Genomic DNA, 26,069 nt, shown 5'->3' on the forward strand with positions numbered 1-26,069 from the left:
AAACAAAAATCTAAAGTGCTCTCGCGACTGCCCTTTGGAACTCGTGTAGTCGTTGATCAACAACTTGGTGACTGGGTACACGCGGTGTATCGAGATCCGTCAAGCGATGAGGCACGTGAGGGCTGGCTCCTTGTGCGATATGTGAGTAAGTTCAATCGGTACTAAATTCGAAGTTGGCCCGTCTAAGTGAGCGCCACGCGATAGCGATGAGCGGGCCGTTCATGGCCCGTCAAGTCGGGTGCAACTGGCTGCCCGGTGATAAATCACCCTTACCGCAGCGGCTTGACGCGTTCAGGTTTGCGGCGATAGACCCGGGCGGTCAGGCGACTATCAGCATGGGCCAGAAGCGTTTGAGCATGCGTCAGTGTTTCTGCGTCACTGGCACACTTGGCACGAAGGTCATGCTCGGTAAACCGAGTTTCCACCTTCGTTTCAGTCAAAACACGACGCATGAATCCTTGCCACATCGAGTCCCACGAACCGGCCCTCCCCGTATCTTCATTGAGGAAGCTTTCGCCAAGCTGAGTGCAAAACAGCCACTCCGACCTTTGTGATGGCCTGACCGCTTTGGCTCCGTCTATCGCATCTCGTAGTGCGGGGGTCCATTCGATGATTAGCCGCTTACGCGTGCTGTGCGCCGTCTTAGCTGGCATGACATGGATGCCGTCTTCTTGCAGATCGTCGAGACGCAGACGCAGCAGATCGCCACGACGCAATCCCGTAAGCACCTTAACGCGAATGTATGCCTGAACTGCGAGGACACTACCGGCCTTCCGTTTTGACGTCAGCGAGAAGCATTCGAGGACTTCCCAGTCTTCGACATACCGTGTTCGCGGCGGAACGCTTGCCAACCGAATCTCTCCTTTGAACGGATGCCGGTCGATGTATCCCCACTCGACAGCCTTCGTCAGCGCGTGCGATAGCACTTCGACCTCGCGGCGCGCGGAGACCTTCGCCTCGCGCTTATCGATGTACTGATAGACGTGACGAGGCTTGATGCTGTTAAGCGGCATCCGCCCGAACACAGGCTTCAGCGCTTTCACTGCGGATGCGTTCTGCGCTTGTGTCGTCACTGCCTTGGTTGGCAGAACCTCACGCGTATACCGGTCCAACAGCTTGTCCATGGTCCGAATGTTCTCCAGATCGCCAAGCCGGTCGGCCCACACTCGATACGCCTCAGTGAGCGAAGACCCGAGACGAAATGTCTTTTTGTCATCCCACATCGATTCGAGACCGGGCGGCACTTGGTAGTAGTATGCGTTACCAATGTGCCGCCACCGCGTGGGCAACCCCTTGTTTCGGGCGTCACGCTCTCTTGGCATTCATCGACCTCCAATCCGGTTCAACGGAGGCGGCACGCGCAGCTGTAACGCTTTGCGCACCGAGCGCGAGGGTGACGTGTTCACTCAGGACAACAATCGTGCCATTCGGGCGCACGCGATGCTCAATACCCATCATTCGCAGTGCGCGCGCCTGAGCGGAGTACATCCGGCGCCCGGTGAGCGCGACGACTTCCTCGGGCTCGAGAAACATCAAAGACAGATTTCGCATCGATGCATCTCCTTACGCCTTGCCGGAATCGATTGGCCGCTGTTTTGTCGCCATCCAAAAGTAGCCGTTCTCCTGACTCCGGTAAAACGCGTGATCGTCGAGCGTCGCACCGGTCTCCTCTGCTGCGTGGTACGTAGCGACGATGGCTTCGGCTGGACTGTCTACGAGGAAATGCTTGATCGTTTCTGGCTCGGGAATCTTGATGCCGCGACTTGCCCAATAGCGCTTCTCGTTCAACTGATGCTCGTCAAAGTTCTTGACGATGTACTTGCCAATGTAGGACGCGATCTTGTGGCGCAGACCCACTTCGCGATTCGGATTGCGAACGTCTACATTGCCGTTGTCTTCGCCGACGACGTGCAGCCACAGCGTCCGCAGCACTCGGTAGTTCTGTCGCCCCTTAACGGCGATGTGAAGGTGCCACGCACCGCGCTTTTGACGCTCTGCCACGGCGACATACTGGAAGTTCTGGATCCGGCCTAAAAGGCGGCGTAGCGCGTCGAAATCGCGTTTGAGTCGTTCCTTGTCCAGCATGTTCTCGCGATACGTCAGCGTAATCATCCTGTCCGCACCAATGGCTTTGCAGCGCAGCCGAACTTGCTGTTTCGCGCGCTTGGCGGCCATCAGCTTGTTCTCCTCCGTGGACGGCGATTCACCGCGTTTTGCGCGTGGCATGAGGTGAAGGGCTTGCGCTTTCAGGTAGCGGTCGAATCGAACCGCTGTCGCCTCAACTTGGCCGTCTTCAAACACGCGTCGACGGACGATCCATTCGCGACGGAAGGGGGAGTAGTTCATTACGTTCGTGTCATTCATCGCTTTGCCTCAATCACGTTGATCAGGGGTCCCCTTGCGTAGATGGCTTGGGGAGTAAGTGTTCCTGTCGTGCCTTGTCTGGCTTGCGATTCCGAGGACTTATCGTTAAATGCTAGTGATACAAGTCTATGGGCGCACTTCGTGCGCCCGCCGTCCTCGACCCTGCGGGCGGCGAGCGCTCGCAGTGCTTCCTAGCGGTTGCCCGTAACCTTTCACGAACACGGCAGGCGATAGCGCGCCGTGGACGACCGAAAGGTTTGGCATGAAGGCCAGAATGCAAAGGTATGAGGTGATGGCAGACGCAGGAGGCAATACCCGCTGCTCGGTCACGCAAGCCGCGCTGAGCCGCGCGGCAACCGCCCGGACTCCGCAAGGCACGCATACGCAACCCTCTCTCCGGGTACGGCGCCGACACTCCCGACGCTAGACGTCCTGAAAGACGACCTGCTTACGGAAGTACAAACGTCAACGAACGAGCCAACGGATCAGGTTGGGTTACGACGGTCTTACCTGCTGGGTGAGAAAGGGAATTTTTTGGATGATGGCCGCAGTACGACGATGGACACTGCCCGCGATGGGATCTTGGCCGAGCTCTCGTATAAATGCCCCAGCAAACGCCCTTGAGCGCGAATTGACTTCCAGCGTCTGTAGCCGGAAGTGGTGATGCTATGTACTGAACACAATCGGGAGCCACGTATGGAAGCGTGGCGCGAATGTGGGGCTATTAAAGCAGCGCGTGAATGCACCGTATATGGGGAAATTCCGATTGAAGCGACGGGGAGGGGATTGGTGAAGCGCATGGCGAAAGGCTTGGCGTGAAATTGAAACAGCGAGCGTGCATGAGGAGGACGCGATGCTGTAGAGACAGCCGAAACATGCGGGGGGCCATGCCGTTGGCAGAGTTGGATGAACCACTGAAGGACGATTAAGCGTCGAGAAAGTCAGCCTTCAACTTGTGACATTCGCAGACGAGTTCGACCGTCATTTCGCCAAGCTCCTCGAAGATCGCGAGCAGGAACCGATGAGGTATTTCGTTACCGGTGTCCGTGGTCGTACAGGTCGTGAGCGCAAGGATGCGTTCGGAGAGCGTGTTGAGTTTGTCGACGGAAGCGTGGACTAAGGAAGCTGCGGGAAGATGAAGCGTCATGCGGGGCACCTCTAACTAGCCAATCTGAGATTCCCGCCACCCGCTGCATTGCGCAGGGGTGGGCGGGCACTGGACTAGGTTTGCGAACCGCTGATGACTCGGATTAGGCGGCACGCCCGAAGGCGTCCCAATCCAGGCCCGCCCATTGGGGCAGGAAACGCAATGGTACGCGCACACAGAAGCCGCAAAAAATCGCGGCTGTGTGCCCGAGAGTTCATCATTCGGGTCGCAAAACCCGGCCGTGTTTGGAGCACGGCAAGGTAGAGCTTAGCGATTCGACGACAGGCCTACCACGCATTCGTGGTCGCATTTTAGGTCACTCTTCGCATCTCGTTGATCGCCGAGGGGAGAATGGGACGATCCCCGGGAGCGGACGAAAATGCCCCAGCAAAAGCAACTAGGCTAGCTATGAACGCCGGACGGGGAACGTCGACAATGTTTCGACCTCCTAGTCAGAAAATCGTGATGCGACGGCTTGTGCAGCTTTGAAGCCGGAAATTCGTTCAGTGGATGCCCCATGACGAGCGTAAACCACATCATTAACGTCTGAGACCGACGGTTGAGGTGGAATCCAGATGCAGAGAACGGATTTTCCCCGGTAATCAATACAATCAATGGTACCTAATACAGCAGATCGCAGAGGCTCGCTGATTCCCGCTGTCGAAAAATGATTGACAACACGTCTCTTATAACTCTCCAGGTCCAAGCCCAGGTGTGCAAGCTCTCGTTCAACGCCAACGACATGCCGAGCCCCCACCTTAAGCGCTTCAATGCAGTCAATTTTCTGGATTAGATCGGCATCGGAATCATTGTCTGCCACTCCGATAAAGATCGCCCCAGAGCTCAATGGTCCGATGTTGGCAATCGCACATGCGGTTTCCACAAGTCTGTCTAGAAGTTCTTTGTTTCCGGCCCGCCGCTGGTCAAGATTGCAAAGTCCTTGTTTGCATTCGTACGCGGCAGTCTCGACCTTCGATCGACGTAGCGAATTTTCGAATCGAATTGCGAGACCAATACCCTGTTGAGCCAATCCAGGGTCACGTTCTTCAAAGAAATCTTGTATGAGCCCTTTCGTCACTGCAACATTTTGAACGCGAGGACCTGAGCGAATTTGACCTGCGGCAACATTAAGTTTGCTCTGTAAGTTTGCAAGTGAATTCATGATTGCTTTGCTATCAAAAGGAGTTTTTCCTTCTTTTATGCAAAGCTCATAAAAAGCCATAAAGATGGCATAAAAGCCAGTTTTGATTGGGTTTGATCCGGCGTCCGGATGAATAATTCGACGGAGTGCGTTCGGAGATGAGTCATATTCTTCCACAGTCTCACGAATAGCGGAGAATGTACTCATAATTGCATTTTTTAGAGAATCGACGCCATAATTGTTCAATTTTGAGTTGATATTTCTGGCAGATTCAGTGTTGGATCTGTAGTACTCGTCAAGTGCAGATCCACTAAATCCAAAAGGCCTTTCTTCAAGAATCGATATGGCGAGATCTGCAAGGAACTGCTCGTCTTCGGCTTCTCTCAGTTGGTTTCGCCGGATGATGCTCTGCTTACACCAAAAAGTATTTTCGGCCCGAATCCCATACGTCAGTACGTCATCGCCAGCCACATCGACACTTATCTGCGGCATGTCGGCAAGATCGAGATAGCTTGCAGATGCATCGCCACGGAGCTCGGCCGCGACTTCTCGAACGAAATTTGCGAAAGGCGAGATTATCCCTGCTTGGCGTTTCTCCTGATCGCTCAACTGCCGTCCGTAGGCGTTTATGCGACCGAAAACTTCATTCACTGCTGCGGGATCGACTACGGGAAATTCAGTAACGGCAAAGGTATACTCTAGTAGCCGTGCGCAGTCTCGCTCATCAAGCAAGTTGATTGCAAGCGTAGATTTTGCAATAAAGCGTCCCTCATCGGCAGCTTGCTTTGCGCGAGCTAATTGCTCGATATCAAAATATTTCCCAGCCACTTCGTACTGATTTTCGATATACGAGAAGACGGCATTTAGTCGCTGCATACCGTCAACGATCTCGAAAATCTTGGTTCCATCATCGTCAGTTTGCGTGGCAAGTAATATCAAAGGTATCGGATAACCTTGAAGAATGCTATCTATTAGTCTTGATTTCTCTTCAACAGTCCACACCAATTTTCGCTGATACTGACGGTTAACGCGAAAATTACCGGCAGTATATTCCCGGTAAGCTTCTTGAACGCTCATTCCCCGTGGCGTCACGCTCATTTGCCATCTCCAGTTTTTTCACATTTATATTTTGCCATACTAAATTCATAGATTGACTGTCATCTTGTAATCCTATCATCGAATGTCTCACGCACTAGCGATGCTGGTCCACGGAGATGCTCGGGCGCGGACAGTATTCGGACCGGACGTAATGACGCAAGACGTGCATCTGCTGGCCGCGACGCGTTTGACTCCTGGGGCGGCTTTGTGGACTAGAGACAAGCGTCCTGCCGCGACAGCGGAGCGGCTTTCGTTGGCGGCCAAAATCCTGCACTAGCAGGCTGTTGAAATACCCCTCGCCGATGTGCGGCGGGGCCTTCGGATGTGGCGATGTGTCGGTTCGGTTCTTGACGATTTAATGCTGCGCGTCCCTAATTCGAGTGAACCCAATGCCATCGTCTCGCCAATTTGCGCCCCTATGCCGCCTTCGCAGCGAGCGTACGCATGCGAGTCAGGTTATAGGCCGCCTGCGTCAACACAAAGAGCTGTTCGATTCGCTCGCGGCCGCGATACATCGCTTGCCGAATTCGGCCTACCGTCTTGCCCCAGCCAAAGACCTGCTCGATGCACTTGCGCTTGCGCTGACTGATGGCGTAACCGGGCCAACGCGTTGTGCGCCCGTCGATTGCCGAGCCGCCGGCTCGGCCGTCGTTTTGCGCCACATGCGGCGTGACACGATTTTCGCGGCACGACGCCACAAAGCCTGCCGTGTCGTAGTTCTTGTCAGCGCCAACGGTGATGGGGCTGTCGGCAAGAAACGCCGCATCGGCGAGCATATGGGTCGCAGCGTCGCGCTCGGCCGTGCCGCTCGCCTGCGTGACCTGGGCGTTGACAACCAGGCCATGCCGGTTATCGGTCAGCACATGCCCCAAATAGCAAAGCACCGCGCCGGTGCCGCGACTCTTGCGAAACAAGCGCGCCTCGCTGTCCGTGCTCGATTCATGCGTCTCGTTGCTGCGTTTCTCGCCGTGCCAGTTCTCGCGCTGGCGACTGCCGCCCTCAGGCGGTGTGTCGTCGTCTGATTTGTCTTTGCGCACGAAGCTCTTGTGTCCCGCCCAAGCCTGAATCAGCGTGCCGTCCACGCTGAAATGCTCGCCCGAGAGGTGGCCACGCGCGTGCGCAGTCTCAACCGTTTCGTTAAACAAACTGACGATGACGTCGTGAACCAGCAAGCGCTCGCGGTTCTTACTGAACGTCGAGTGGTCCCACACGGCATCGTCCATCGCCAAGCCGACGAACCAGCGGAACAGCATGTTGTAGGAGATTTGCTCCATCAGCATGCGTTCGCTGCGAATTGAATACAGCACTTGCAGCAACAGCGCACGAATGAGCTTCTCAGGTGCGATGCTTGGCCGGCCGCCTTTCGCGTCGCTCTCGTACATGCGCCTAAACACGGGGTCCATGCGCTTGAGCGCGTCGTTCAGCCAGTTCCGAATCGGCCGCAACGGGTGGTTCGCTGGCACAAAGTTATCCAGCGTCGTCACTGTGAACATCGACTCGGTGTAGCTGTCCGCTCCGCGCATCGTTTCTGTCTCGGTGTTGTTCGGTTCTTCGTTTCAACGTTTACCCCTCCTGGAGCGGCCCCATGAAACACCGGACACAGCGACCCACTTCCAATAACGGGTAGGCATAAGACTGTGTTTTTGACTAACACCAAGCAGGAAGTGATGGAAGTATTGACGGGCCCAGAGCGCCGGCGTCGCTGGACGGCGGAGCAGAAACTGTCGATGGTTCGCGAGAGTTTCGAACCGGGAAAATCGGTTTCAATGGTCGCGCGCCATTACGGCGTGAACCCGAACCAGCTATTCCACTGGCGCAAGCTGTACCAGGACGGTAGCCTGTCAGCGGTCAAGGCTGGCGAAGAAGTGGTTCCGGCATCGGAGTTGGCTGATGCGCTCAAGCAGATTCGCGAGCTGCAACGGATGCTCGGCAAAAAAACAATGGAGAACGAGATTCTCCGGGAAGCAGTTGAATACAGCCGAGCAAAAAAATGGATAGCGCACTCGCCCTTGCTGCCGGAGGACGGCCAGTGAAACTGGTCTGTGAAGTTCTCGGCGTGTCGCGCTCGAACGTATCGGCACGACTGTCGCGTCCGGCGACGTGGCGCGATGGCCGGCAATCAAGGCCGACCGACGACGAAACTGTAGTCGAGGAAATCCGCCGTGTCGTCGGCGATTTGCCCAGCTATGGCTACCGGCGGGTTTGGGGCACGTTGCGCAACGAGCGCGTTGCAGTTGGACTGGCGCCGTTCAATGCCAAGCGCATTTATCGCGTCATGCGAACGCATGGGCTGCTGACGCAGCGCCGACCGATTGCGCCGCGAGCCCACCGTCGACATGATGGCAAAGTGGCCGTCGCGCGCAGCAATCAGCGATGGTGCTCGGACGGCTTCGAGTTCCGCTGCGACAACGGCGAGCCGCTGCGTGTGACGTTTGCGCTGGATTGCTGCGACCGAGAAGCGATGAGCTGGGCGGCGACGACAGCAGGCCACAGCGGCGACATTGTGCGCGACGTGATGCTGGCCGCAGTGGAAAATCGGTTCGGCAACGAGGTGCATACGCCGTCCGAAATCGAGTGGCTGAGCGACAATGGTTCGGGCTATACGGCTGACGATACGCGCCGGTTTGCGATGAACATCGGACTAAAGCCATTGACCACGCCCGTGTGCAGTCCGCAAAGTAACGGCATGGCCGAGAGCTTCGTGAAAACGATGAAGCGCGACTACGTCGCCTTCATGCCAAAGCCGGATGCTGCAACCGCTGCTCACAATCTGGCCATTGCATTTGAGCATTACAACGAGAAACACCCCCATAGCGCGCTGAAATACCGCTCGCCTCGCGAGTTCCGGCGCTCGATGGATTCAGCAACCTTAGTGTGATGGTGTGTCCGGTTTTACAGGGTCAACTCCACCTCCCGGCTGGATGACACGTGCGGGAGGTATTTCAACAGCCTGCTAGACTGCCCGTTGGCCTGCTATTCGCAGAATCAGTGGTCTTTAGATTCAATGACTTACTGAGATGGCATCATGCCGGGAATAGTAAACACGCTTGCCCCGCATCCCCCTTGCTGCACAAGGCTCCCCGCCACTCCCACCCCACTTTAATAGCCTATCGGGGGTTCGAATCCCCCTCTCTCCGCCAAGAACAATCAAAGGGCTTCCCAGTTGGGAGGCCCTTTGTGCGTTAACTATTAGCGCATGTCTCAGACTCGCCAAAAATACTAGCAGTCCGTCAGCACAACACGTGGTTTGAACACTCGGGATCGAACGGCGCGGTACATCCGAACGAGAAGCGGACCGCGAACTTGCAGGTCGCTTCTCGAAATCTGGACGATGTCGACGCGGCACCGCATGACGGTGTAGTACTCGTCTTCGAGATAGTCGGCCCACTCAGATGAGCGGATTTTTCGGTGCAAATAGGCGTGCAAAACGTCAGCTACAGCGGGCGGAAATAAATACTCACCTCGGAGTTCGGCTTGTCTCACCTTTGCGTATCCGGTCTCTTGAAGCGCGCCAAGACTTTTCGCTCGGGCTTCGGGCAGTTCGGTGTGGTAACGGGCTGCCGAGGATAGCGCTTCGTAATACAACTCAATCCCGGAAAGTGCGTCTATCAGCTCTTGATAGGCGGTGGCTTTGATCTCCCAGCGTTTTCGGTAGCGATGGCCGCTGTTCTGAAAATGGGATGTGAACAAGGCGGATGCGAGCGCGGCAACTGGGATTTGAAGGTAGTTCCAGAGCGAACTTGAATCGATCATGACTCGAGATATTGCGTGAGGTGGAAGCCACCAGTTTATCCGGCCTGTTCAACTTAAAGGGCGTGTCAGTTTGCTATCGTAGTGGCATGACCAGCTCCGGTTTTCGTCCGTACACCCTAGTAGTCAAGCGGCTATCCGCGCTGAAAGCGGGGCGCCGACCAATGCGCCAAGCTCGTGCAATTGCGGTAATCTCAGTCGCACCGAATGAACTGGCGCGGGAAACGTGGGCGGCACTACGGGGACGCCGGCTTCCGATGACCTTGGGACGTGCTGGCCTGCGCAACCTCACCTTATCGGCATCGAGGGCTTGACCGGAGGTCAAAATGAAGAAGATGGTTGGCGACGTCGTAGATGCTCTTATGCTATTCGCTCTCGTTATGCTCTTCTATAGCAGATTTTTTCGGTGGGAAGATGAGCATTTAGCCGGCAATATGTCTCATCAGGCGAAAATTATCTGGATGGCGCTCGGCTTGATTTCGATCGCATTCTTGTCATTCAGAATGCATCGGCATCCTAAGTTATACAAGGATATCGTAAATGAATCTAATGGAGATTTCTCCGGGGTCAGATTTTTTCCATTGTCTTGTTCGTTGTATTTGTTTTAGTAAGTGTTTTTCTCGTGAGGATTGTTCTGCTTCTAGCGCTCTGATGCCGGGGGAGGCCAAGCTCACTGAGCTGAGCCAATAATTCGGGCTCAGCCCGGTAAGTTGGCCACATATCGGGGGGCTTTGTACGCTCACCACTACCCGGGCAATTCCCGATCCGCCAGCCGGAGTCAGACGGCAGCGCCAACGCCACTCAGATCCCCAAATAGACCGACATCCGGGCCATTGGCGAAACCCCTTACTTTGTATTACATTCGGTTTCCGATGCGTCCTGGATGGCGCATACCCGTGCTCAATACGGAAACGCGAGCCACATCGCGGAGCACCGGGGTCCTAAGGATTGCCGTTCTGCGGGGAAGGCCAGAGGGTTCTCGGTCGCCAATCACCATGCACGGCGTAATGCGAGAGGAAACTCATGGTTCCACGCAAACTCAGGCGCGTGAACAGCCGAGCCAAGGCCAATTCCATCCGGCGCACACCGCCTATCGAGGCAGACTCGTTTGCCCGTCAACCTCTCGCATCGTCCCCCGACCCATTCGGCGCGAGATTCGTTCGCACCGCAGGCAGCGCGGCCGTCACCCTGATGCTTGCGGGCGTTGTCCCCCCCGCGTGGGCGGCATGCTCAGTGACCGATATCAGTGATTGCGGCATGCCCGGAGGGGCCGGCGCGACAGTGTCCGGGCGCACCGGTGGCGCCGGCGGCGCCGGGAACGGTCAGGGAGGCGGGGCAATCCAGACCGCCGGGGGCCAGACCGCCGGGGGCTAGAATATGACCGGCGCCGGTGGCGCTGGCGCGGCGGGCGGCGATTCCACCAGCCCGCCAGCGGGCGGCCCTGCACTCACGATCACGAGCACCGGCATATCGCTCAACGGCCAAACGATCGCCGGCGGCGCTGGCAACGCCGGACCGAGCGGAAACTTCTACGGCAGCGGCGGGAATGGCGGCAACACCGGCGTGTATTACACCGGCAACGACATCAACATCTCACCCAACACCACGATAACCGGCGGGGCCGGGGGCAAAGGCGGCGATCCGATCGCCGGTGCGTCAAGCTACGGCGGTGGCGGCGGTGCTGGCGGTAGCGGGATGATGTCTGCCGGCTACGTGGCCGTCATCACCAATAGCGGCGTGATCACCGGGGGGGCAGGCGGCGCCGGAGGCTCCGGCGAGCTAGGCGGTGGCGGCGGTTCGGGAGGCGACGGACTGCTCGCACTGCGCGGTAGCGCCACCATCACCAATACCGGCGTGATCAGAGGCGGCACGGGAGGCGTCGCCGGCTCGAGTGGCGCAGCTGTCACGCAGGGGGCCGTTGGAGGCACCGGGGGCGCCGGTGTCAATCTTGCCGGAATGTACAACAACGTCATCAATGCCGGAACGATCGCGGGCGGCGACGGTGACGTGGGCGGGGCAGGCATCGTGACCCGAGGCTCGGACATCATCTCGAATATCGGGACCATCATGGGAGGGATGGGCAACGGCGGTACGACGAGAGCCGCCGCCATCGAGTTTGGCGGTCGGAACAACGTGCTGATTCAGGCGGATCCCTCGACTTCCAACGCGACCCTCCTCGGAAGCCTGCTTTTCGATGCCGGGGCGAGCGCGACGATCGTCGCGAGAGGCGTACTGAACAACGACATCATGCTCGGCGACGCCAACTCGGCGGTCATTTTCTCCACCGCGTCCAACAACAGCACGACCCTGACGGGCGTCGTTTCCGGGGCCGGCTCGCTGGGGCTCGTCGGTACGAGAACGCTGACGATGACGACGGTGAACACCTATACCGGTGCAACCACGATCGGTAGCGGCGGGGTACTGGCGCTCGCTGGCAACGGCAGTGTCGCGACTTCCAGCGGCGTGAGCGTCGACGGCACGCTCGACATCTCGGCGACGGCCAACGGCGCTTCCGTGAAGCGTCTTGCGGGTGGCGGCGCGGTCGCGCTCGGCGCACGCACGTTAACCATCACGGACGCCGACGCATCGGACACGTTCTCCGGCGTCATCGGCGGATCCGGCGGACTGACACTGAACGGCGGCACGCAGACCCTCTCGGCAGCGAACATCTACACGGGCGCGACGACAATCAACGCGGGGACGCTGGCGCTGACCGGCGCCGGTCGGCTATCGTCGGTGACGACGATACTCATGCCGACCAGCGGCGCAACGTTCGACATGTCCGCTGCGGGCGCGCAATCGATTGCCGGGCTGAGTGGCGTGACGGGCACGCGTTTGCTTATCGGCGCGAATACGCTAACCGTCGACACCGCGCGCGACGGTATCTACGCCGGGGAAATCCTGGGCAGCGGATCTCTCGTCAAACTAGGTGGCGGAGCCCTGGTGCTCAACGGCGCCAGCACGGCTTTCGCGGGGACGACGAGCGTAGGCGCCGGCACGCTCGAGGTCGGCGACGCCACGCACGACGGCGCAACGCTGGGCGGGGACGTGTCGGTGGCGGCACAAGGAACGTTGCGCGGGCATGGCACGATTCTCGGCAGCGTGACCAACGGCGGCATCGTGGCGCCAGGCGGCTCAATCGGCACCTTGCGTGTGACCGGCAACTATGTGCAGGCGTCCAACGCGACGCTTGCCATCGAGGTGAGTCCGACGTCGGCGTCGCTGCTCAAGGTGACCGGCGGCGCGACGCTGAACGGCGCGCTCGCCATCACGTACGCCCCGGGCACCTATCAGACAACACGTTACACGGTGCTCAGCGCGACGAACGGCGTGAGCGGTCGGTTCTCATCGGTCACCGGCACATTGGCGGCGGGCGCCAATCTCGGCAGCCTGCAATCGTCCGTTGCCTATGGCGCCAACGACGTGACGCTGTCGCTGAACGCACCGGCGTCCGGCGACCCCGGCAATGCCGGACCCTCGAATCCCGCCGGTCCCTCCACGCCATCGACCCCGTCCGTGCCGGTCGTCATTGCCCCGAAGAACACGAGCGCCTACACGGCACTGGGCACCGCTGCGCTGCTCAATGCACAGTCGTCGTCGACGGCGGTGCTTGAGCGAGTCGCGCAACGCCCGGTAACCACTGGCGTGGCCACCGGCGACGCGCCGCCGGTCGCTCCGGTACTCTGGGCGACGGCCACCGGGCTGCACGCTCGTGTGGACGGTTCAAATGGTCAACCCGGTTATCAGGAAAATCAATACGGATTCCTCGCCGGGGCGGAAAAGGCCGTCGATCGGAATACCTTCGGTTTGGCCGGAGGCTATTCGCACGCCGATCTCTCGGATCAGGGCGCGGCCAGTTCGGGCACTCGGGACACATTGCGCCTCGCGGCGTATGCGAGCCGGGAGATGGGGCCGGTCGATGTCGCCGCCACCCTGGGCTACGGCCTCCATTTTCTGTCGCAGAAGCGCTCGTTCGCAGGCATCGGTACGGCCGAGGGCGATCATATGGGGCAGGAGTTCACGGCGGCAGCGCAGGCGAGTGCGCCGATGATGCTCGGCGGGCTCGGCGTGACGCCGCGCGTGGGCCTGCGCTTTGCCTACTTCCACGCGAACGGCTTCGACGAGAGCGGTGCTGGCGCTCAGAACCTGCGCGTTGGCACGGACAATTCGCGCAGCCTGCAACCGTTTGTCGGCGTGACGTTCGACAAGTCGTTCGGTGATGCAGTGCGACCCATGAGCGTTCAGTTTCGTGTGGCATACGCGCGCGAACTGCTCGATTCGGGCCGAGCCATCAATGTGGCGTCACAGGACGGCACGATCTTCGTCGCACCGGGCGTGAGCTTGCCGCGCGACTTTCTGACGCTCGGCGCGAGCTTGAGCGTGACGCTGGCCAAACGTCTGGACCTGACGCTCGCCTACGACGCACTCGTCAATACCGGCGGCGCATCGTCACAGGCGGGCGGTCTGAAGGTGAACTACCGGTTCTGAATCTGAACGGGGCAGGGCGGCGTCCCACCCTAAACCGCCATCGCCGCGCCGTCGCTGCGCGGATCGTGGGCGCCGGTTGCCAGTCCGTCGTCGGCGATGGCGATGACGCCTGCCTGGCCCGCGAGGGCGCTATGTCTTGGCAGCGGTGCGACAGCGTGGCCCAGCGCTTCGAGCGCCGTCATCACCTCATCGCCCACGTCGCTTTCCAGCTTCAGATTGTCCCGACTGTCGGAAAACGTTCGCCCGAGAAGGAAGCGCGGATGCGACAACGCTTCGTGAGGCGACATCCCGTAATCGATCAGACGCGTGAGCAACGCGCTCAGCGTTTGCGGCTGACCGTCTGCGCCCTGCGTGCCGTACAGCAGTCGCGCACGACCGTCCTTCAGATACATGCCCGGGTTGAGCGTGTGAAACGGACGCTTGCCCGGCGCCAGGGCATTGGGGTGCGCACTGTGCGCTGGCCGAAAGGCCGCGCCGCGGTTGTGCCACAGCACCCCGGTATCGCCGGCCATCACGCCGCTGCCCCAGTCGAAGTAGATGGTCTGCAACACGCTCACCGCGCGACCAGCGGCATCCGTTGCTGCGAAATACACCGTGTCGCCCTCGCGAAAGCGGTGCGGCCATTCCAGTGCCGTATCGCCGTCGATGCGCGACGCCGCCTCACGAAGCCGTGCGTCGGACAACAGCATGTCGAGCGGTACCTCCGCGAATTCAGGATCGGCCAGATATCGATCGCGATCGATGAACGCCTGCTTCACCGCTTCGACCAGCCGGTGGTAGTAGGCGGCGCTGCCATGCACACAATCCTTGAGGCCGAGGCGCGCCAGTATCCCCATGATTTGTAGCGTCGTCACCCCTTGTGTCGGCGGCGGCAGCGTCGCCAGGACACCGTGCGCATACGGCATCGTGAGCGCCGGCGACACACGCACACGCGTGGCCGCGAGATCGCCCCGCGTGAGCGGCGATCCCGCCGAGCGCAACCCATCGGCCAGGCGCGCTGCCAACTCGCCTTCGTAGAACTCACGAGGGCCGGCGTCGGCCAGCTTCCGCAGCGTCAACGCCAATGCCGGTTGCCGCAACGTCTCGCCGACACCCGGTGCGCGACCGCCCGGCAAAAACGTCTGCGCGAAGCCATGCCATGTCGCGTCGTCTCGCATTTCGTCGGCGCGATACGTGTACCAGAAGTCCTGGGAGCGTCCCGTCGCAAACCCATCTTCGGCAGCCGCAATGGCTGGCGCAAGCAGCGACGACCACGACAACTTGCCGCCCCATTGCTCGCGACTCACTCGATATGCGGCCTCCCACGCCGCGACCGTGGCCGCCGTCGTCAGCGCTGAGGCCGGGCCGCGCGCGGGAATGGCGTCGCCGCGATGCAGTTCCGACGGTAACTCACGCGCGGCTTGCCCGATACCGGAGATAGCGAGCGGCGCGTTGTCGGCAGACGCACCGTCGGCCAGCAGCCAGAAGCCATCGCCGCCCAGGCCTGTGAAGTGCGGCATCGTCACGCACAGCATCGCCGCGATGGCGATGGCCGCTTCGATGGCATTGCCGCCTTGTTGCAATACGTCGCGACCTGCGGCGCTGGCCAACGTATGCGGACTCGTGACCAGACCGGCGCGTCCGCTCGCATATGCCGACGACAGGACGCTCATGCCGCTCGTGCCGCTCGTGCCGTTGACCTCGTCGCGCGCCGTCATGCGAGCGCTCCGTGCGCTTCGGCTGGGCCCGTCGTCTGCGTTCCGCCGAGATAAGCCGCCGCCAGTCGCGCATCGCCCGCCAGTTCGCTCGCCGAACCGCTCACCGTCACACGTCCCTCTTCGAGGACATAACCCCGGTCGGCAATCGACAGAGCCATGGCGGCCATCTGATCGACGAGCAGCATCGACAGCGATTCGCGGCGCAGTGCGTCGAGCGACGCGAACAACTCGGCAATGACCTTCGGCGCCAGACCCAAGGATGGCTCGTCGAGCAACAGCACGCGCGGCGACGACATCAAGGCCCGCGCAATCGCCAGCATTTGCTGCTCACCACCCGAGAGCAGCCCGGCACGCTGATGCTGCCGCTCGCGAAGACGGGGATAACGCACGAACATCTGTTCGATACGCGCGTCGAGCGTCGCACCGGGCAGACGTCCGCTCGGAAATGCGCCGAGACGCAGGTTATCGAGCACCGAAAGCTCCGGGAACACCTGCCGTCCTTCCGGCACGAGCACGACACCGGAGGCGGCAATCTTCGCCGCATCCAGCCGCGCCAGGTCACGTCCGTTGAACGTGATACCGCCTCGCACCGGACGATGCAGTCCGGCCAGCGCACGCATGAGGGTCGACTTGCCGGCGCCATTGGCGCCGAGCAGGGCGACGAGCTCACCGTCACGGACCTGAATCGACACGTCATGCAATACCGGCGCGGCGCCGTAGCCCGCCGTCAGCTTGCCGACACCCAGCACCTCGGGCGTCGCTATCGTCGCTATCGTCGCTCGCTCGGCGGCAATCGGGGCATGCGCCGTCGACGCTCCCAGATAGGCTTGCCGCACGCGCTCGTCGTGACGAATCGCGTTCGGTGTGCCTTTTGCAAGGAAGCGACCCGCGTCGATCACGACAATGCCGTCCGACACGCCCATGACCAGCGACATGTCGTGCTCCACGAGGCCGACGGCCACACCGCTTTGCGCAATCTGGCGCAGCAGTCTGCCCAGTTGCGCCTTGTCCTGTGTGGACAGACCCGCGGCCGGTTCGTCGAGCAGCAGCACGCTGGGACGCGTTGCCAACGCCCGTGCGATTTCTACCAGACGCCGGTCGACATGCGCCAGATCGGCCGCCATCAGACCCACGTCGCCGTGATAGCCGCACGCTCTGAGCAGCGCGTGCGCTTCGTCGCGTTGCGCGCTGTCCTGCATGCGCGCGGTGCCGAGCAGCCCGCCCAGACGCCCCGCGCTCAACGCGAGCGTCACGTTATCGAGCACGCTCATGCCGCCGAAAAGTTGCGACGTCTGATACGTGCGCGCCACCCCATGCCGCGCGCTGTCGCAGGCGCCCCTTGCGGCGAGAGTGTCGGCGCCCAGCGAACGCGTGCCGGACAGCGGCCGGTAAAAACCGGAGAGCATATTGAGCACGGTCGACTTGCCCGCGCCGTTCGGACCGATCAGGCTCGTGACCTGGGCCGCAGGCAGTTCGAAGGAAAGATCGGCCACGGCGCTCACGCCGCCGAACGTCATCGTGAGCCCGTGCGCGGCGAGCGCCTTGCGCTGCGATGGGGCGAGCGTCGGCAAGCGCAGCGCCGATGTCGTTTCGAGGTCGGCGTCGGCGTGCGCGGCACGTTGCCGGGACTTCCACCACTGCCCGAGCACCCCGATCACGCCATTGGGCGCCCCCCACAGCACGACCAGCAGCAACACACCGAAACACAACAGACGCAGATTCTCGAGACTGGCAAGCAGCTCGGGCAGCAGGCCGACGATCACCGCACCGACAAGCGGCCCGGCGATCGTGCCGGCACCGCCGATCATTACGACGAGCACGAACAGGATCGATTGCAGAAAAGAGAACATGCCCGGCGTGACCATGCCCTGCAACGGCGCGAACAATCCGCCCGCCAGTCCGGCAAGCGCGGCGGAAAACGCGAACGCAACGGCCTTGACGACCAGCGGGTTGATGCCGATCGATGCCGCCGCCGTTTCGCTGTCGCGCACGGCGCGCATGGCGGCGCCCCAGGCGCCGCGCGAGACACGCGCGTAGATCAGCAACGCCACCGCGAGCACCGCGAGCGATGTGATCGCCACGACACGTTCGCTGCCCGCGATACCGAACACGCCCGGCGGCAATACGCCCATCAGACCGTTCTGACCGCCGGTCAGTGCGCGCCACTCGACCGCACCATGCTCGACGATGAAGCCGAAGGCGATCGTCACCATCGCCAGCCCCGGACCCCGCACGCGAAGCGCTGGCATTGCGAGCAGACCGCCGGTAAGCGCGGCGATAACGCCGCCCGCGAGCCACGCAGGCCAGAACGGCCACCCCGCCTGCGTGGTCAGAATCGCCACGGCATACGCGCCAATGGCGTAGAACCCCACGTGGCCGAACGATACCTGCCCCGTGAGGCCGAGCAACAGGTTCAGTCCCACGCCGCAGATGGCGAGCAATGCCACGCCGGCGATCACCACAACGAAGTAGCCGTTCACCACGCACGCCGCCCCGGCCGCCGCCAGCAGGGCGACGGCAAGCAAGGCGGCGAGGGCGAGGCCGTCACGGGAGGCGCGTCGTGCGCCTGGTGTGCTTCGTGCCGAGGGTTGTGGGGATGGGGGCGGTGCCAGCCGCAAAGAAGAATCGCTCATACCTTGCGCACCTCCGCGCGACCGAACATGCCATCGGGGCGCATCGCCAGCAGCACGATGACCAGACCGAACGTAATGATCTGTGTGTAGCTGGACCCGAGCGTTGCCGTGATCATCGCTTCGGCGACGCCGAAAAGCAGACCCGCGATCATGACGCCCCACGCGCTGGACAAGCCGCCAAGAATGGCGACTGCAAATGCCTTGAGCCCGAAAACCGTCCCCATATCCGCCTGCACATTGAACAGCGGTGCGATCAGCACGCCGGCAATGCCAGCGAGTAACGTCGAGACCGCAAAAGCGCCTGCAATGGTGCGCTGGATGAGAATCCCCATGAGGCGCGCGGCGTCGCGGTTCTGTACGACTGCGAGCATGGCCACCCCCCAACGTGAATGACGCAGCACGTAATGCAGCACTGCCGCGAGCGCCAGACCCACGACCGGAATCAACAGTTGCAGCGGATAAACACCGAGTCCGGCGTCACCGATGTGCAGCGAGCTTTGGGCCAGCGCCGAGGGCAGGCTGCGCGGCTCCGTGCCGAACGTCAGCATGACGAGGTTGTCGAGCACGATGCCCAGCGCCACCGTCGCCATCAGCCATGCGCTCGATCCGCGTCGCACGAAGGGCTGCACCGCAAGCCGCTCGACGACCAGTCCGTAGACGGCGCAAAGCGCGAGCGCCGCGACGACCGCCACCGGCATGGGCCAGCCAAGCGTCTGGGCGAAGGTGTACGCCAGCACGGCGCCCAGCATCATCGAGCTGCCCTGCGCGAAATTGACCGTCGCGCTCACCGCGAACGTGAGATGAAAGCCGAGCGCCATGAGCCCGTACATGCTGCCGAGCCCAAGCCCGGCGACAAGCGCCGAGATCCATTGCATGAGATATCCTCCGGGACGCCGCGCCGCGACGCCCGTTCATTGGTCGTGTGACGGATTCGCCGGATTTACTTCGCTGCGACCTTCGCGCCGGCCGCCGCCACCGGCACGATTCGGTTGTCGATGAACTGCGCCCACACATAGTCCTGGGCGGACAGTGCGTCGTGCTGCTGCTCGCTGAACGGCTTCACGTACGTCTTGATGAGGCCTTCGTAACGATCGATCTTGTAGAAGCCCGTGCGGATCGCGTCGCCGTTGGTGGAACCCGCCCGGTCGATGGCGAGCGCTGCGAGGCGCATGGCGTCGTACGCGTTGGCAACGCCGACCGCCGGCGTGATGTCATCCGGTCCCTTGATGTCGGGATACCTGGCCTTGAGCGCCGCAACGACACGGGTGCTCACCGGCGAGGTCGCTCCGAAGAAGCTGTATGTCTGCACGAAATGCACGGTCTTCGCGTTCGGGCCAGCCAACTCGGTGAAGCGTCCGCCCGCAGGTCCCCAGTGCGAGACGATGGGGACCTTCCAGCCCATACGGTCGAGCGACTTCACGACCTGCGCCGACGGACCGACGTTGCCGACCATCAGCAGCGTGTCCGCGCCGGCGGCCTTCAGGCGACCGAGCTGCGGGGTGACGTCCACATCGTTCGCTTCGAATTTCTCCACGGCGGCAGGCTTCATGCCCTTGGCGGCCAGCGCTGCCACGATGCCCTTCTCGTTCGACTCGCCCCAAGGGTTATTGACGAGGATGAGGCCGAGCTTTTTCGCGCCGAAGGTTTGCTGTGCATAGCTCACCATCGCGCCGTCGACGATTTCATCGACAGCCGACACGCGAAACACGTAGTTCGGATTGGCGCCACTGTGGGTAATCGGCGTGCCTGCGGCCCACGGCCCCATGAACGGCACCTTTTCCTGATTCGCAATGGGCACGATCGCCATCGACACCGGCGTGTCCAGACCCCCGAAGAGCACCGCCACTTTGTCCTTGTAGATCAGCTCGCGTGCGGCGAGCACGCCCTTGGCGGGGTTGCCTTCGTCGTCGCGACGCACCAGTTCGAGCTTGCGTCCGCCCAGCACGCCGCCGCTCGCGTTGATCTCGTCGATGGCGATGGTCATGCCGCGCGTGAGAGCTTCGCCTGCGCGTGCCGACTGGCCGGAGAGCGCGGTGACCAGTCCGATCTTGACGGTGTCCGCCGCATAGCTGGCGGCGCTCACGCACAGGGTGGCGGCCGCCAGGGCGACGGCGCCGACACGAAGCCAGCGACGGCGGGAAGGGGCGGCAACCGGTGTGGCGATAGCGGCACAGACGGCGTTCTGACGTGCTGAGGCGGACATGAGCAATCTCCGTGAAGACGCATCGAAGCGATGCATCGGAAGCGAATCGAAAAGAACGGCTGAGCGTTCGGCGTCCGGGTAATACCCGCGATGTCCCCGGCGTACGCAAGAGGCATGCCACCTTGTCGACATTTCGCATGAATCGCGTCGCACGATATGAATGACAGGGTGTTGACGATCTGGCACTGAAATTGCGAACGATTGGGTATGACGTTCGTTGACGATGCGTTTTGCGCCAACTCGGAACGCGCCCGCACTCTCGCGGTGCGCGAATGTTTCAAGACGACACACGATGACCCTGACTCTTCCGCTTCCGCAACCCGACGATCCGGCCACCGGCGACACGCGCTTCGGTGCGCTTCGCTCGCACGACCGCTTCGACTACCTTCCCATCACCGCGCGCGATACGTATCGCTGGCCCAACGGCGCGCGTCTGGCCGTCTATCTTGGCTTCAATCTGGAACACTTCGCGTTCGGTGAGGGGCTGGGCGCGAATCTCGGCCCGGTGTCGCCACAACCGGACGTGCTGAATTACAGTTGGCGCGAATACGGCAACCGGGTCGGCGCGTGGCGCTGTCTGGACCTGTTCGGCGATCTGGCGATGCGCGCGGGCGTGGTGCTCAATACGTCGCTGCTCGATCACTGTCCCGAACTCGTTCACACGTGCGTGGCGCGCGGCGACGAACTGATCGGGCATGGCCACACCAACGCGCACCGGCAGAGCGACTTCGAATACGCGCACGAGCGCGAGTTGCTCGCGCACTGCCGTTCGCGTCTGACGGAGACGACCGGCTACACGCCGTCGGGATGGCTCTCGCCCTGGATTTCCGAGACGCACCACACGCCGGATCTGCTCGTGCGCACCGGCTACTCGTATACGTTGAACTGGTGTCATGACGACCGGCCCGTGCGCATGCGCACCGCGCACGGCACGTTGTGGTCGGTGCCGTATCCGCAGGAGGTGAACGACATTCCGATGATCGTGGGACGCCAGATGGATGGCGCGGCCTTCGCCGACATGATTGCCGACAACTTCGACGAGATGTACGCGCAGGCCGAGCATCCAACACGCGCACAGCCGCTGGTGATGGGCATCGCGCTGCATCCCTATCTGGTCGGGCAGCCGTATCGCCTGCGGCATTTGCGACGCGTGCTCACACCCATCGCGCAGGCGGCGCAGCGCGGCGAGATCTGGGTGGCGACGCCGGGCGACATCGCGGCCCACGTGGCGTCGGTGAGCGAAGCCAACCCCGACGCCGTCATGGGTTGAGCGACTCATGACGCTCAAACCGCATTGCCCGTCATGTCCCGATTGCGGAACTTCCCCCTTGTTGACCTTGCCGTCCATGCCATCAGAAAAGCCGCTTCCCCCTGCGCGCCGCCAAGCGCTCGATGCCAGTGCCGTCACCGCGTCCACCCTGCCCGAGGCTGCTGCCATGTCCTCGGCGCGAGAGCGAGACACCGGGTCCCGACTGCTTTCGCTGCACTCGCCGGTCGCGGCGCTCGCGTTCGATGACGAACAGAGCGCAGAGATGCGCATTGAGACGCACATCTATCGCACGATCGTCGATGGCGTGCTCGCGCATCGGCTCACGCCGGGCACGAAGCTCCCCGAGCCGGAGCTTTGCCAGTTGTTCGATGTCGGGCGCGCGGTCGTGCGAAGGGTGCTGGAGCGGCTGGCCCACGATGGCATCGTGACGCTCCGGCCGAACAAAGGGGCCGTGATTGCCGAACCGACCCCGCAGGAAACGCGTGAGATCTTCGAGGCGCGGCGGGCGTTGGAGCGCTCGCTGGTGGCGCTGGCCGTCACACGTGTGACCGATGACGATCTTGCGATGCTGCGTCGGCAACTCGACGCCGAACACGAAGCCATGCACCGCTTCGATCAGCCCTCGTGGGCGCGACTGGCGAGCGACTTCCATTTGCGCGTGGCGGCGCTTGCCGGCAACGCCGTGCTGTTGCGTTATCTGACCGAACTGATTTCGCGTTGTTCGCTCATCGTCGGACTGTACGAGCCTCCCGGCTATGCACCATGCGAACACGACGAGCATACGGCGATCGTGGCGTGCATCGAGCAGCGCGACGCCGAAGGGGCCATTGCCCGGATGCAGTCGCACCTGGAGGAGCTCGAACGTCGCATCGAGACCACCCGCATGCGCGGGCAGAAGAGCCTGGCGTCGCTGCTCGGTCTTCCGGAAGTGGCGACCGGCGAGGACATCGCACCGGTGCCGCCCCCTGTTAAACGCGCCAGCCGCAAGCGCGCCTGAGGACATCGTATGGAAATCGACTTTCGTCAAATCACGGCTTATCAGCGATACAAGCTGATGGCCAGTCTGATCGTGCCGCGCCCGATCGCGCTTGTCACGACGATCAACGAGGGCGGCGCCGTCAACGCGGCGCCGTTCTCGATGTTCAACATGCTTGGCGAGGAACCGCCGATCCTGATGCTCTCGATCAATCGGCTCGATGACGATTCGCTCAAGGACACCGCCGCCAATATCCTGCGAGACCGGGCGTACGTCGTGCACCTGACGGACGAGGCCATGGCCGCCCGCATGCACGCGTGCGGCGAGCGCCTCCCACCGACCGAGAGCGAGCTTGTCCATGCAGGACTCACGCCCGTGGCGAGCAGCCTCGTCGCGCCCCCGCGGATCGCCGAGGCGCCGGTCGCGTTTGAATGCACGTTGTGGGAGACGCTGGAGACGCCCAGTCGCCACATCTTTATCGGACGCGTGGAGCGCATGCATGCTCGCGACGAGCTGATCGACACCGAGTCATGGCGTGTGCGCCTGCAAAACTATTTCCCTGTCGGGCGCTTCGGTGCGAGCTTCTACGTGGACACGCGCAATCGTTTCTCGCTGGAGCAGCAAGACGGTCGCCCCACGGCAACGACTGCCGTTGACGAGATGTGAGTTTCCCCGACATTCCGTAACACGACGCTGCATGACCGGGCGCCGACATCTGCGACTGCCGCCGGCAGTCCACGGCGCTTGTTCCACCTCCAATTTTTTCCTCCTCACTTTCCGCCTTCGCGCCGCCCGGCGTTCTCGCTTTCGGTGCGCGGCGCACGCGTGCGGTGCACGCACGCACCCGGTCGAGACGCATCAGCGTACCGGCTCGCACCCGACTTTCCCCATTCCTTTCGGGCATCCCCCAATGCCGGTGGGCCTTTTCACTTGTCGTCCCGAGCGTTGGCACGCTTCATGCTAATTGACACGTATTCAAGTGACTTGAATGTGTTTCATGTTTATTTCTTAAAGCCAACCTTCGGCAGCATCGGCCTGACAAGGAGCATCATGCAAAAGTCTTTCTCTCTCATTCGTACGCTGGTGGCGACGCTGTCCGGCTCGGTGGCGCTACTCACGGCCACCTCGGGGTGGGCGCAAACCGCCGATCTGCTCGCGCGGATCAAGGCGAACAAGGAAATCACGATTGCCACGGAAGCGCGGTATGCGCCGTTCGAGTCGGTCGAGAACGGCAAGATCGTCGGCTATGACGCCGACCTCATGCAGTACGTCCTCAAAGCGCTTCCCGATGTCAAGGTCAAGCAACTCGATCTGCCGTTCCAGGGACTGTTGCCCGGACTCGACGCGAAGCGCTTCGACATCGTGGTGACCGCTGTCACCATCAACAAGGACCGCGCAAGCCACTTTGCATTCACCGTCCCGGTGGCCGACGCCACGACCGGCGTGCTCGTGCGCGCGGGCGACAAGGCCATCGCCGCGCCAGGCGATCTGAACGGCAAGACCGTCGGCTCGCAAACCGGTTCGGCCCAACTCCAGGCACTCGTCGCGCTCGACAAGAAGCTCAAGGCGGACGGCGGGCCGGGCATCAAGCAGATCAAACAATATGTCGCGTTCGACGAAGCCTATGCCGATCTCGCCGTCGGCCGTATCGACGCCGTGGCGCAATCGGTCGCCAATCTCGGCCCGCTGATGAAGGCGCGTCCCGGTGTATTCACGATCCTGGCGCAAACCATCGGTCCGAAGACTTACTTCGCTTGGGTGGGACGCAAGGACGCCGACAGTGCCTCGCTGGTCAAACTGTTCAGCGACGGCATCGCCCGCGCCAATCGCGACGGCACGATGAAGCAGCTCCAGCAGAAGTGGTTCGGCTCGACGATGGACGTGCCGGCAGACGCTGTGCCCGAACCCACGATGTAACGCCGCAAACGCGCCGCCCCTCGCCATGTCCGACACCATGAACGCGCCCGCACTCGCACCCGATCTCGTTGCCCGATGTCTCGGCTATTTGCCGCAGATGCTCGATGGCGCGCTGACCACGCTGTGGATCTCGGCGCTTGCCGTAGTGTTCGGCTTCTTCGGCGGCGTGTTTCTGTATCTCGTGGAAAGCGGGGGCGGGCGCGTCGCCTCGCGCGTTGCGCGCGCCTACATCAGCATCGTGCGCGGCACGCCGGTGCTCGCGCAGTTGCTGGTGTGCTACTTCATTCCGTCCGCGATGGGCTTGTCATGGCCGGGCAGTATGGCCGCGGTGATCGGCCTGGCGCTGAACACCGCCGCGTATCAGTCGCAGATCCTGGGGGCGGGCTTTCGCGCCATTCCTGCCGGGCAGATCGAAGCGGCGCGGACGTTCAATCTCACGCGCTCGCAGACGCTCTGGCGCATCGAGGTGCCGCAGGTCGCTGCGCTGACCTCGCCTGCGCTCGTCTCGGAGGTGATCGATGTCGTGAAGGCGTCCGCGGTGGTGTCGGTCATTACGGTGACGGATCTCACGCGCGTGGGCCAGCAGCTGGCGTCCGCGACCTATCGTCCGCTGGAGGTGTATTCGATGGGCGCGCTGGGCTATCTGGTCATCACGTCGCTGGTATCGGTCGCCGGCGCCGCCTGGGCACGCCGCATGGCGCGCCGCAGCTAAAGGGGAGTGCTCGATCGTGAATGATGCCATTGCGGCGATGCTGCCGCTCATCCCACGCTATCTCGCGGCCATGCTCGTCACGCTGGAGGTGAGCGCGATGGCGGCGATGCTGGGCATGACGGGCGGCTTTGTGCTCAACGCGCTGCGCCTGCGCTTTGCGCGCGCGCTTGGACTGCCCTATCGGTTGTTCGTGTGGCTCATTCGCGGCACGCCGTATCTTTCGCAACTGATGATCGTGTACTTCGGCCTGCCGGCGCTCGGTGTCACGCTCGACGCCGTCGAGGCAACCGTCGTGTCGCTGGCCGTCTACGCGACGGCCTACTTCGCTGAGATTTTCCGCGCGAGCTGGAGCAGCGTCGCGCGAGGTCAGCAGGAGGCGGCGCGAGCCTTCGGCATCGGACGCTGGGCCGTGTTTCGCGCCATCGAATGCCCGCAAGCCTTCGCCTTTGCGCTGCCGCTGCTGGCCAATCAGTGGATTCTCGTCATCAAGGAAAGCGCGGTCGCTTCCATCATCACGGTGCCCGAACTGACGATGACGGCCAGCGACATCGTGTCTTCTACCTATACCTACGTGGCGCCCTATGCGCTGCTCATCGCCGGTTACTGGTTGCTGACGCAGTCAGTGGCGTGGATCGCGCGCCGGGTTCGGCGTTCCCTCTCTTTTCTACGGTAG

General features: G+C 61.8%; 20 protein-coding genes. 9 read left to right on the forward strand and 11 right to left on the reverse strand.

Annotation, left to right across the window (positions count from 1 at the left end):
* Nucleotides 1-15 precede the first annotated feature (15 nt).
* The gene (locus tag UC34_RS26150; RefSeq protein WP_418303933.1) at nucleotides 16-165 is read left to right on the forward strand and encodes a hypothetical protein; all 150 of its coding nucleotides are present in this window, start codon (nucleotides 16-18) and stop codon (nucleotides 163-165) included.
* A gap of 104 nt (nucleotides 166-269) precedes the next feature.
* Here UC34_RS26150 and UC34_RS04900 read toward each other — a convergent pair whose 3' ends face one another.
* The 6 genes from UC34_RS04900 to UC34_RS04925 form a co-directional block, all read right to left on the reverse strand.
* Nucleotides 270-1,124, reverse strand: coding sequence for a tyrosine-type recombinase/integrase (locus UC34_RS04900; protein ID WP_237165236.1), 855 nt, complete (start codon nucleotides 1,122-1,124; stop codon nucleotides 270-272).
* 181 nt (nucleotides 1,125-1,305) lie between these two features.
* Entirely contained in the window at nucleotides 1,306-1,551 is a 246-nt protein-coding gene (locus UC34_RS04905; RefSeq protein ID WP_052810901.1) for a DUF4224 domain-containing protein, read from the reverse strand.
* Nucleotides 1,552-1,563: 12 nt separating this feature from the next.
* Nucleotides 1,564-2,346, reverse strand: coding sequence for a rolling circle replication-associated protein (locus UC34_RS04910; protein WP_237165237.1), 783 nt, complete (start codon nucleotides 2,344-2,346; stop codon nucleotides 1,564-1,566).
* Between the two features lie 943 nt (nucleotides 2,347-3,289).
* Nucleotides 3,290-3,511: a hypothetical protein gene (locus UC34_RS04915; protein WP_044454370.1), complete on the reverse strand. Its 222-nt coding sequence runs from the start codon at nucleotides 3,509-3,511 to the stop codon at nucleotides 3,290-3,292.
* Nucleotides 3,512-3,959: 448 nt separating this feature from the next.
* Nucleotides 3,960-5,750, reverse strand: a complete 1,791-nt coding sequence (locus UC34_RS04920; protein WP_072617438.1) for a DUF262 domain-containing protein — start codon at nucleotides 5,748-5,750, stop codon at nucleotides 3,960-3,962.
* Between the two features lie 416 nt (nucleotides 5,751-6,166).
* Nucleotides 6,167-7,273 (reverse strand): IS5 family transposase, encoded by a 1,107-nt coding sequence (locus UC34_RS04925; RefSeq protein WP_044454374.1) that lies wholly within the window; start codon nucleotides 7,271-7,273, stop codon nucleotides 6,167-6,169.
* Nucleotides 7,274-7,417: 144 nt separating this feature from the next.
* Between UC34_RS04925 and UC34_RS04935 the strand changes: the two genes are divergently transcribed.
* A protein-coding gene (locus UC34_RS04935) for an IS3 family transposase (protein ID WP_157123312.1) occupies nucleotides 7,418-8,628 on the forward strand; the annotation gives its coding sequence in 2 pieces (ribosomal slippage) (nucleotides 7,418-7,733 and nucleotides 7,733-8,628; 1,212 coding nt in all).
* Between the two features lie 341 nt (nucleotides 8,629-8,969).
* On the opposite strand, the gene UC34_RS04940 is transcribed toward UC34_RS04935, so the two are convergent.
* On the reverse strand, nucleotides 8,970-9,503 hold the full coding sequence (locus tag UC34_RS04940; RefSeq protein WP_044454378.1) for a hypothetical protein: 534 nt from the start codon (nucleotides 9,501-9,503) through the stop codon (nucleotides 8,970-8,972).
* A gap of 1,374 nt (nucleotides 9,504-10,877) precedes the next feature.
* Here UC34_RS04940 and UC34_RS04955 point away from each other — a divergent pair.
* Nucleotides 10,878-13,988 carry an autotransporter outer membrane beta-barrel domain-containing protein gene (locus UC34_RS04955; RefSeq protein ID WP_052810902.1) on the forward strand — a complete coding sequence of 1,037 codons (3,111 nt, stop codon included), beginning with the start codon at nucleotides 10,878-10,880 and terminating at the stop codon, nucleotides 13,986-13,988.
* Between the two features lie 29 nt (nucleotides 13,989-14,017).
* Here the strand turns inward: UC34_RS04955 and UC34_RS04960 are convergent, their stop codons facing one another.
* The 4 genes from UC34_RS04960 to UC34_RS04975 all read right to left on the reverse strand — a co-directional run bounded on the left by UC34_RS04960 (nucleotide 14,018) and on the right by UC34_RS04975 (nucleotide 20,521).
* A complete protein-coding gene (locus UC34_RS04960) occupies nucleotides 14,018-15,685 on the reverse strand; it encodes a gamma-glutamyltransferase family protein (protein ID WP_044454384.1) in 1,668 nt (555 codons plus the stop codon).
* Complete coding sequence (locus tag UC34_RS04965) at nucleotides 15,682-18,318, reverse strand: branched-chain amino acid ABC transporter ATP-binding protein/permease (RefSeq protein ID WP_084070364.1); 2,637 nt, start codon at nucleotides 18,316-18,318, stop codon at nucleotides 15,682-15,684. Before UC34_RS04965 ends, UC34_RS04960 begins: the two co-directional genes overlap by 4 nt.
* Nucleotides 18,315-19,193 (reverse strand): branched-chain amino acid ABC transporter permease, encoded by an 879-nt coding sequence (locus UC34_RS04970; RefSeq protein ID WP_044454388.1) that lies wholly within the window; start codon nucleotides 19,191-19,193, stop codon nucleotides 18,315-18,317. Before UC34_RS04970 ends, UC34_RS04965 begins: the two co-directional genes overlap by 4 nt.
* A gap of 65 nt (nucleotides 19,194-19,258) precedes the next feature.
* Complete coding sequence (locus tag UC34_RS04975) at nucleotides 19,259-20,521, reverse strand: ABC transporter substrate-binding protein (RefSeq protein ID WP_084070365.1); 1,263 nt, start codon at nucleotides 20,519-20,521, stop codon at nucleotides 19,259-19,261.
* A 292-nt stretch (nucleotides 20,522-20,813) separates the two neighbouring features.
* Between UC34_RS04975 and UC34_RS04980 the strand changes: the two genes are divergently transcribed.
* From UC34_RS04980 to UC34_RS05005, 6 genes are all read left to right on the forward strand, one after another.
* Nucleotides 20,814-21,791, forward strand: a complete 978-nt coding sequence (locus tag UC34_RS04980; RefSeq protein WP_044454390.1) for a polysaccharide deacetylase family protein — start codon at nucleotides 20,814-20,816, stop codon at nucleotides 21,789-21,791.
* 262 nt (nucleotides 21,792-22,053) lie between these two features.
* Nucleotides 22,054-22,788 (forward strand): GntR family transcriptional regulator, encoded by a 735-nt coding sequence (locus UC34_RS04985; protein ID WP_044457760.1) that lies wholly within the window; start codon nucleotides 22,054-22,056, stop codon nucleotides 22,786-22,788.
* Nucleotides 22,789-22,797: 9 nt separating this feature from the next.
* Nucleotides 22,798-23,433 carry a flavin reductase family protein gene (locus UC34_RS04990; protein WP_044454392.1) on the forward strand — a complete coding sequence of 212 codons (636 nt, stop codon included), beginning with the start codon at nucleotides 22,798-22,800 and terminating at the stop codon, nucleotides 23,431-23,433.
* 384 nt (nucleotides 23,434-23,817) lie between these two features.
* Nucleotides 23,818-24,684: a transporter substrate-binding domain-containing protein gene (locus UC34_RS04995; protein ID WP_044454394.1), complete on the forward strand. Its 867-nt coding sequence runs from the start codon at nucleotides 23,818-23,820 to the stop codon at nucleotides 24,682-24,684.
* A gap of 25 nt (nucleotides 24,685-24,709) precedes the next feature.
* Nucleotides 24,710-25,396: an amino acid ABC transporter permease gene (locus UC34_RS05000; RefSeq protein ID WP_237165238.1), complete on the forward strand. Its 687-nt coding sequence runs from the start codon at nucleotides 24,710-24,712 to the stop codon at nucleotides 25,394-25,396.
* Nucleotides 25,397-25,412: 16 nt separating this feature from the next.
* The gene (locus UC34_RS05005; RefSeq protein ID WP_237165239.1) at nucleotides 25,413-26,069 is read left to right on the forward strand and encodes an amino acid ABC transporter permease; all 657 of its coding nucleotides are present in this window, start codon (nucleotides 25,413-25,415) and stop codon (nucleotides 26,067-26,069) included.

Origin of the sequence: Pandoraea vervacti (assembly GCF_000934605.2) — a bacterium.
Classification (GTDB): Bacteria; Pseudomonadota; Gammaproteobacteria; order Burkholderiales; family Burkholderiaceae; genus Pandoraea; species Pandoraea vervacti.

Excerpts from the sequence above, each read along its gene's own strand:
- UC34_RS04990 (WP_044454392.1), top strand. The coding sequence starts at position 22,798 with ATGGAAATCGACTTTCGTCAAATCACGGCTTATCAGCGATACAAGCTG.
- UC34_RS04970 (WP_044454388.1), bottom strand. The coding sequence starts at position 19,193 with ATGCAATGGATCTCGGCGCTTGTCGCCGGGCTTGGGCTCGGCAGCATG.
- UC34_RS04915 (WP_044454370.1), bottom strand. The coding sequence starts at position 3,511 with ATGACGCTTCATCTTCCCGCAGCTTCCTTAGTCCACGCTTCCGTCGAC.
- UC34_RS04905 (WP_052810901.1), bottom strand. The coding sequence starts at position 1,551 with ATGCGAAATCTGTCTTTGATGTTTCTCGAGCCCGAGGAAGTCGTCGCG.
- UC34_RS04955 (WP_052810902.1), top strand. The coding sequence starts at position 10,878 with ATGACCGGCGCCGGTGGCGCTGGCGCGGCGGGCGGCGATTCCACCAGC.
- UC34_RS04975 (WP_084070365.1), bottom strand. The coding sequence starts at position 20,521 with ATGTCCGCCTCAGCACGTCAGAACGCCGTCTGTGCCGCTATCGCCACA.
- UC34_RS04985 (WP_044457760.1), top strand. The coding sequence starts at position 22,054 with ATGCGCATTGAGACGCACATCTATCGCACGATCGTCGATGGCGTGCTC.
- UC34_RS04910 (WP_237165237.1), bottom strand. The coding sequence starts at position 2,346 with ATGAACTACTCCCCCTTCCGTCGCGAATGGATCGTCCGTCGACGCGTG.
- UC34_RS04980 (WP_044454390.1), top strand. The coding sequence starts at position 20,814 with ATGACCCTGACTCTTCCGCTTCCGCAACCCGACGATCCGGCCACCGGC.
- UC34_RS04925 (WP_044454374.1), bottom strand. The coding sequence starts at position 7,273 with ATGCGCGGAGCGGACAGCTACACCGAGTCGATGTTCACAGTGACGACG.
- UC34_RS04940 (WP_044454378.1), bottom strand. The coding sequence starts at position 9,503 with ATGATCGATTCAAGTTCGCTCTGGAACTACCTTCAAATCCCAGTTGCC.
- UC34_RS04920 (WP_072617438.1), bottom strand. The coding sequence starts at position 5,750 with ATGAGCGTGACGCCACGGGGAATGAGCGTTCAAGAAGCTTACCGGGAA.
- UC34_RS04995 (WP_044454394.1), top strand. The coding sequence starts at position 23,818 with ATGCAAAAGTCTTTCTCTCTCATTCGTACGCTGGTGGCGACGCTGTCC.
- UC34_RS04965 (WP_084070364.1), bottom strand. The coding sequence starts at position 18,318 with ATGAGCGATTCTTCTTTGCGGCTGGCACCGCCCCCATCCCCACAACCC.
- UC34_RS04960 (WP_044454384.1), bottom strand. The coding sequence starts at position 15,685 with ATGACGGCGCGCGACGAGGTCAACGGCACGAGCGGCACGAGCGGCATG.
- UC34_RS04900 (WP_237165236.1), bottom strand. The coding sequence starts at position 1,124 with ATGGACAAGCTGTTGGACCGGTATACGCGTGAGGTTCTGCCAACCAAG.
- UC34_RS05000 (WP_237165238.1), top strand. The coding sequence starts at position 24,710 with ATGTCCGACACCATGAACGCGCCCGCACTCGCACCCGATCTCGTTGCC.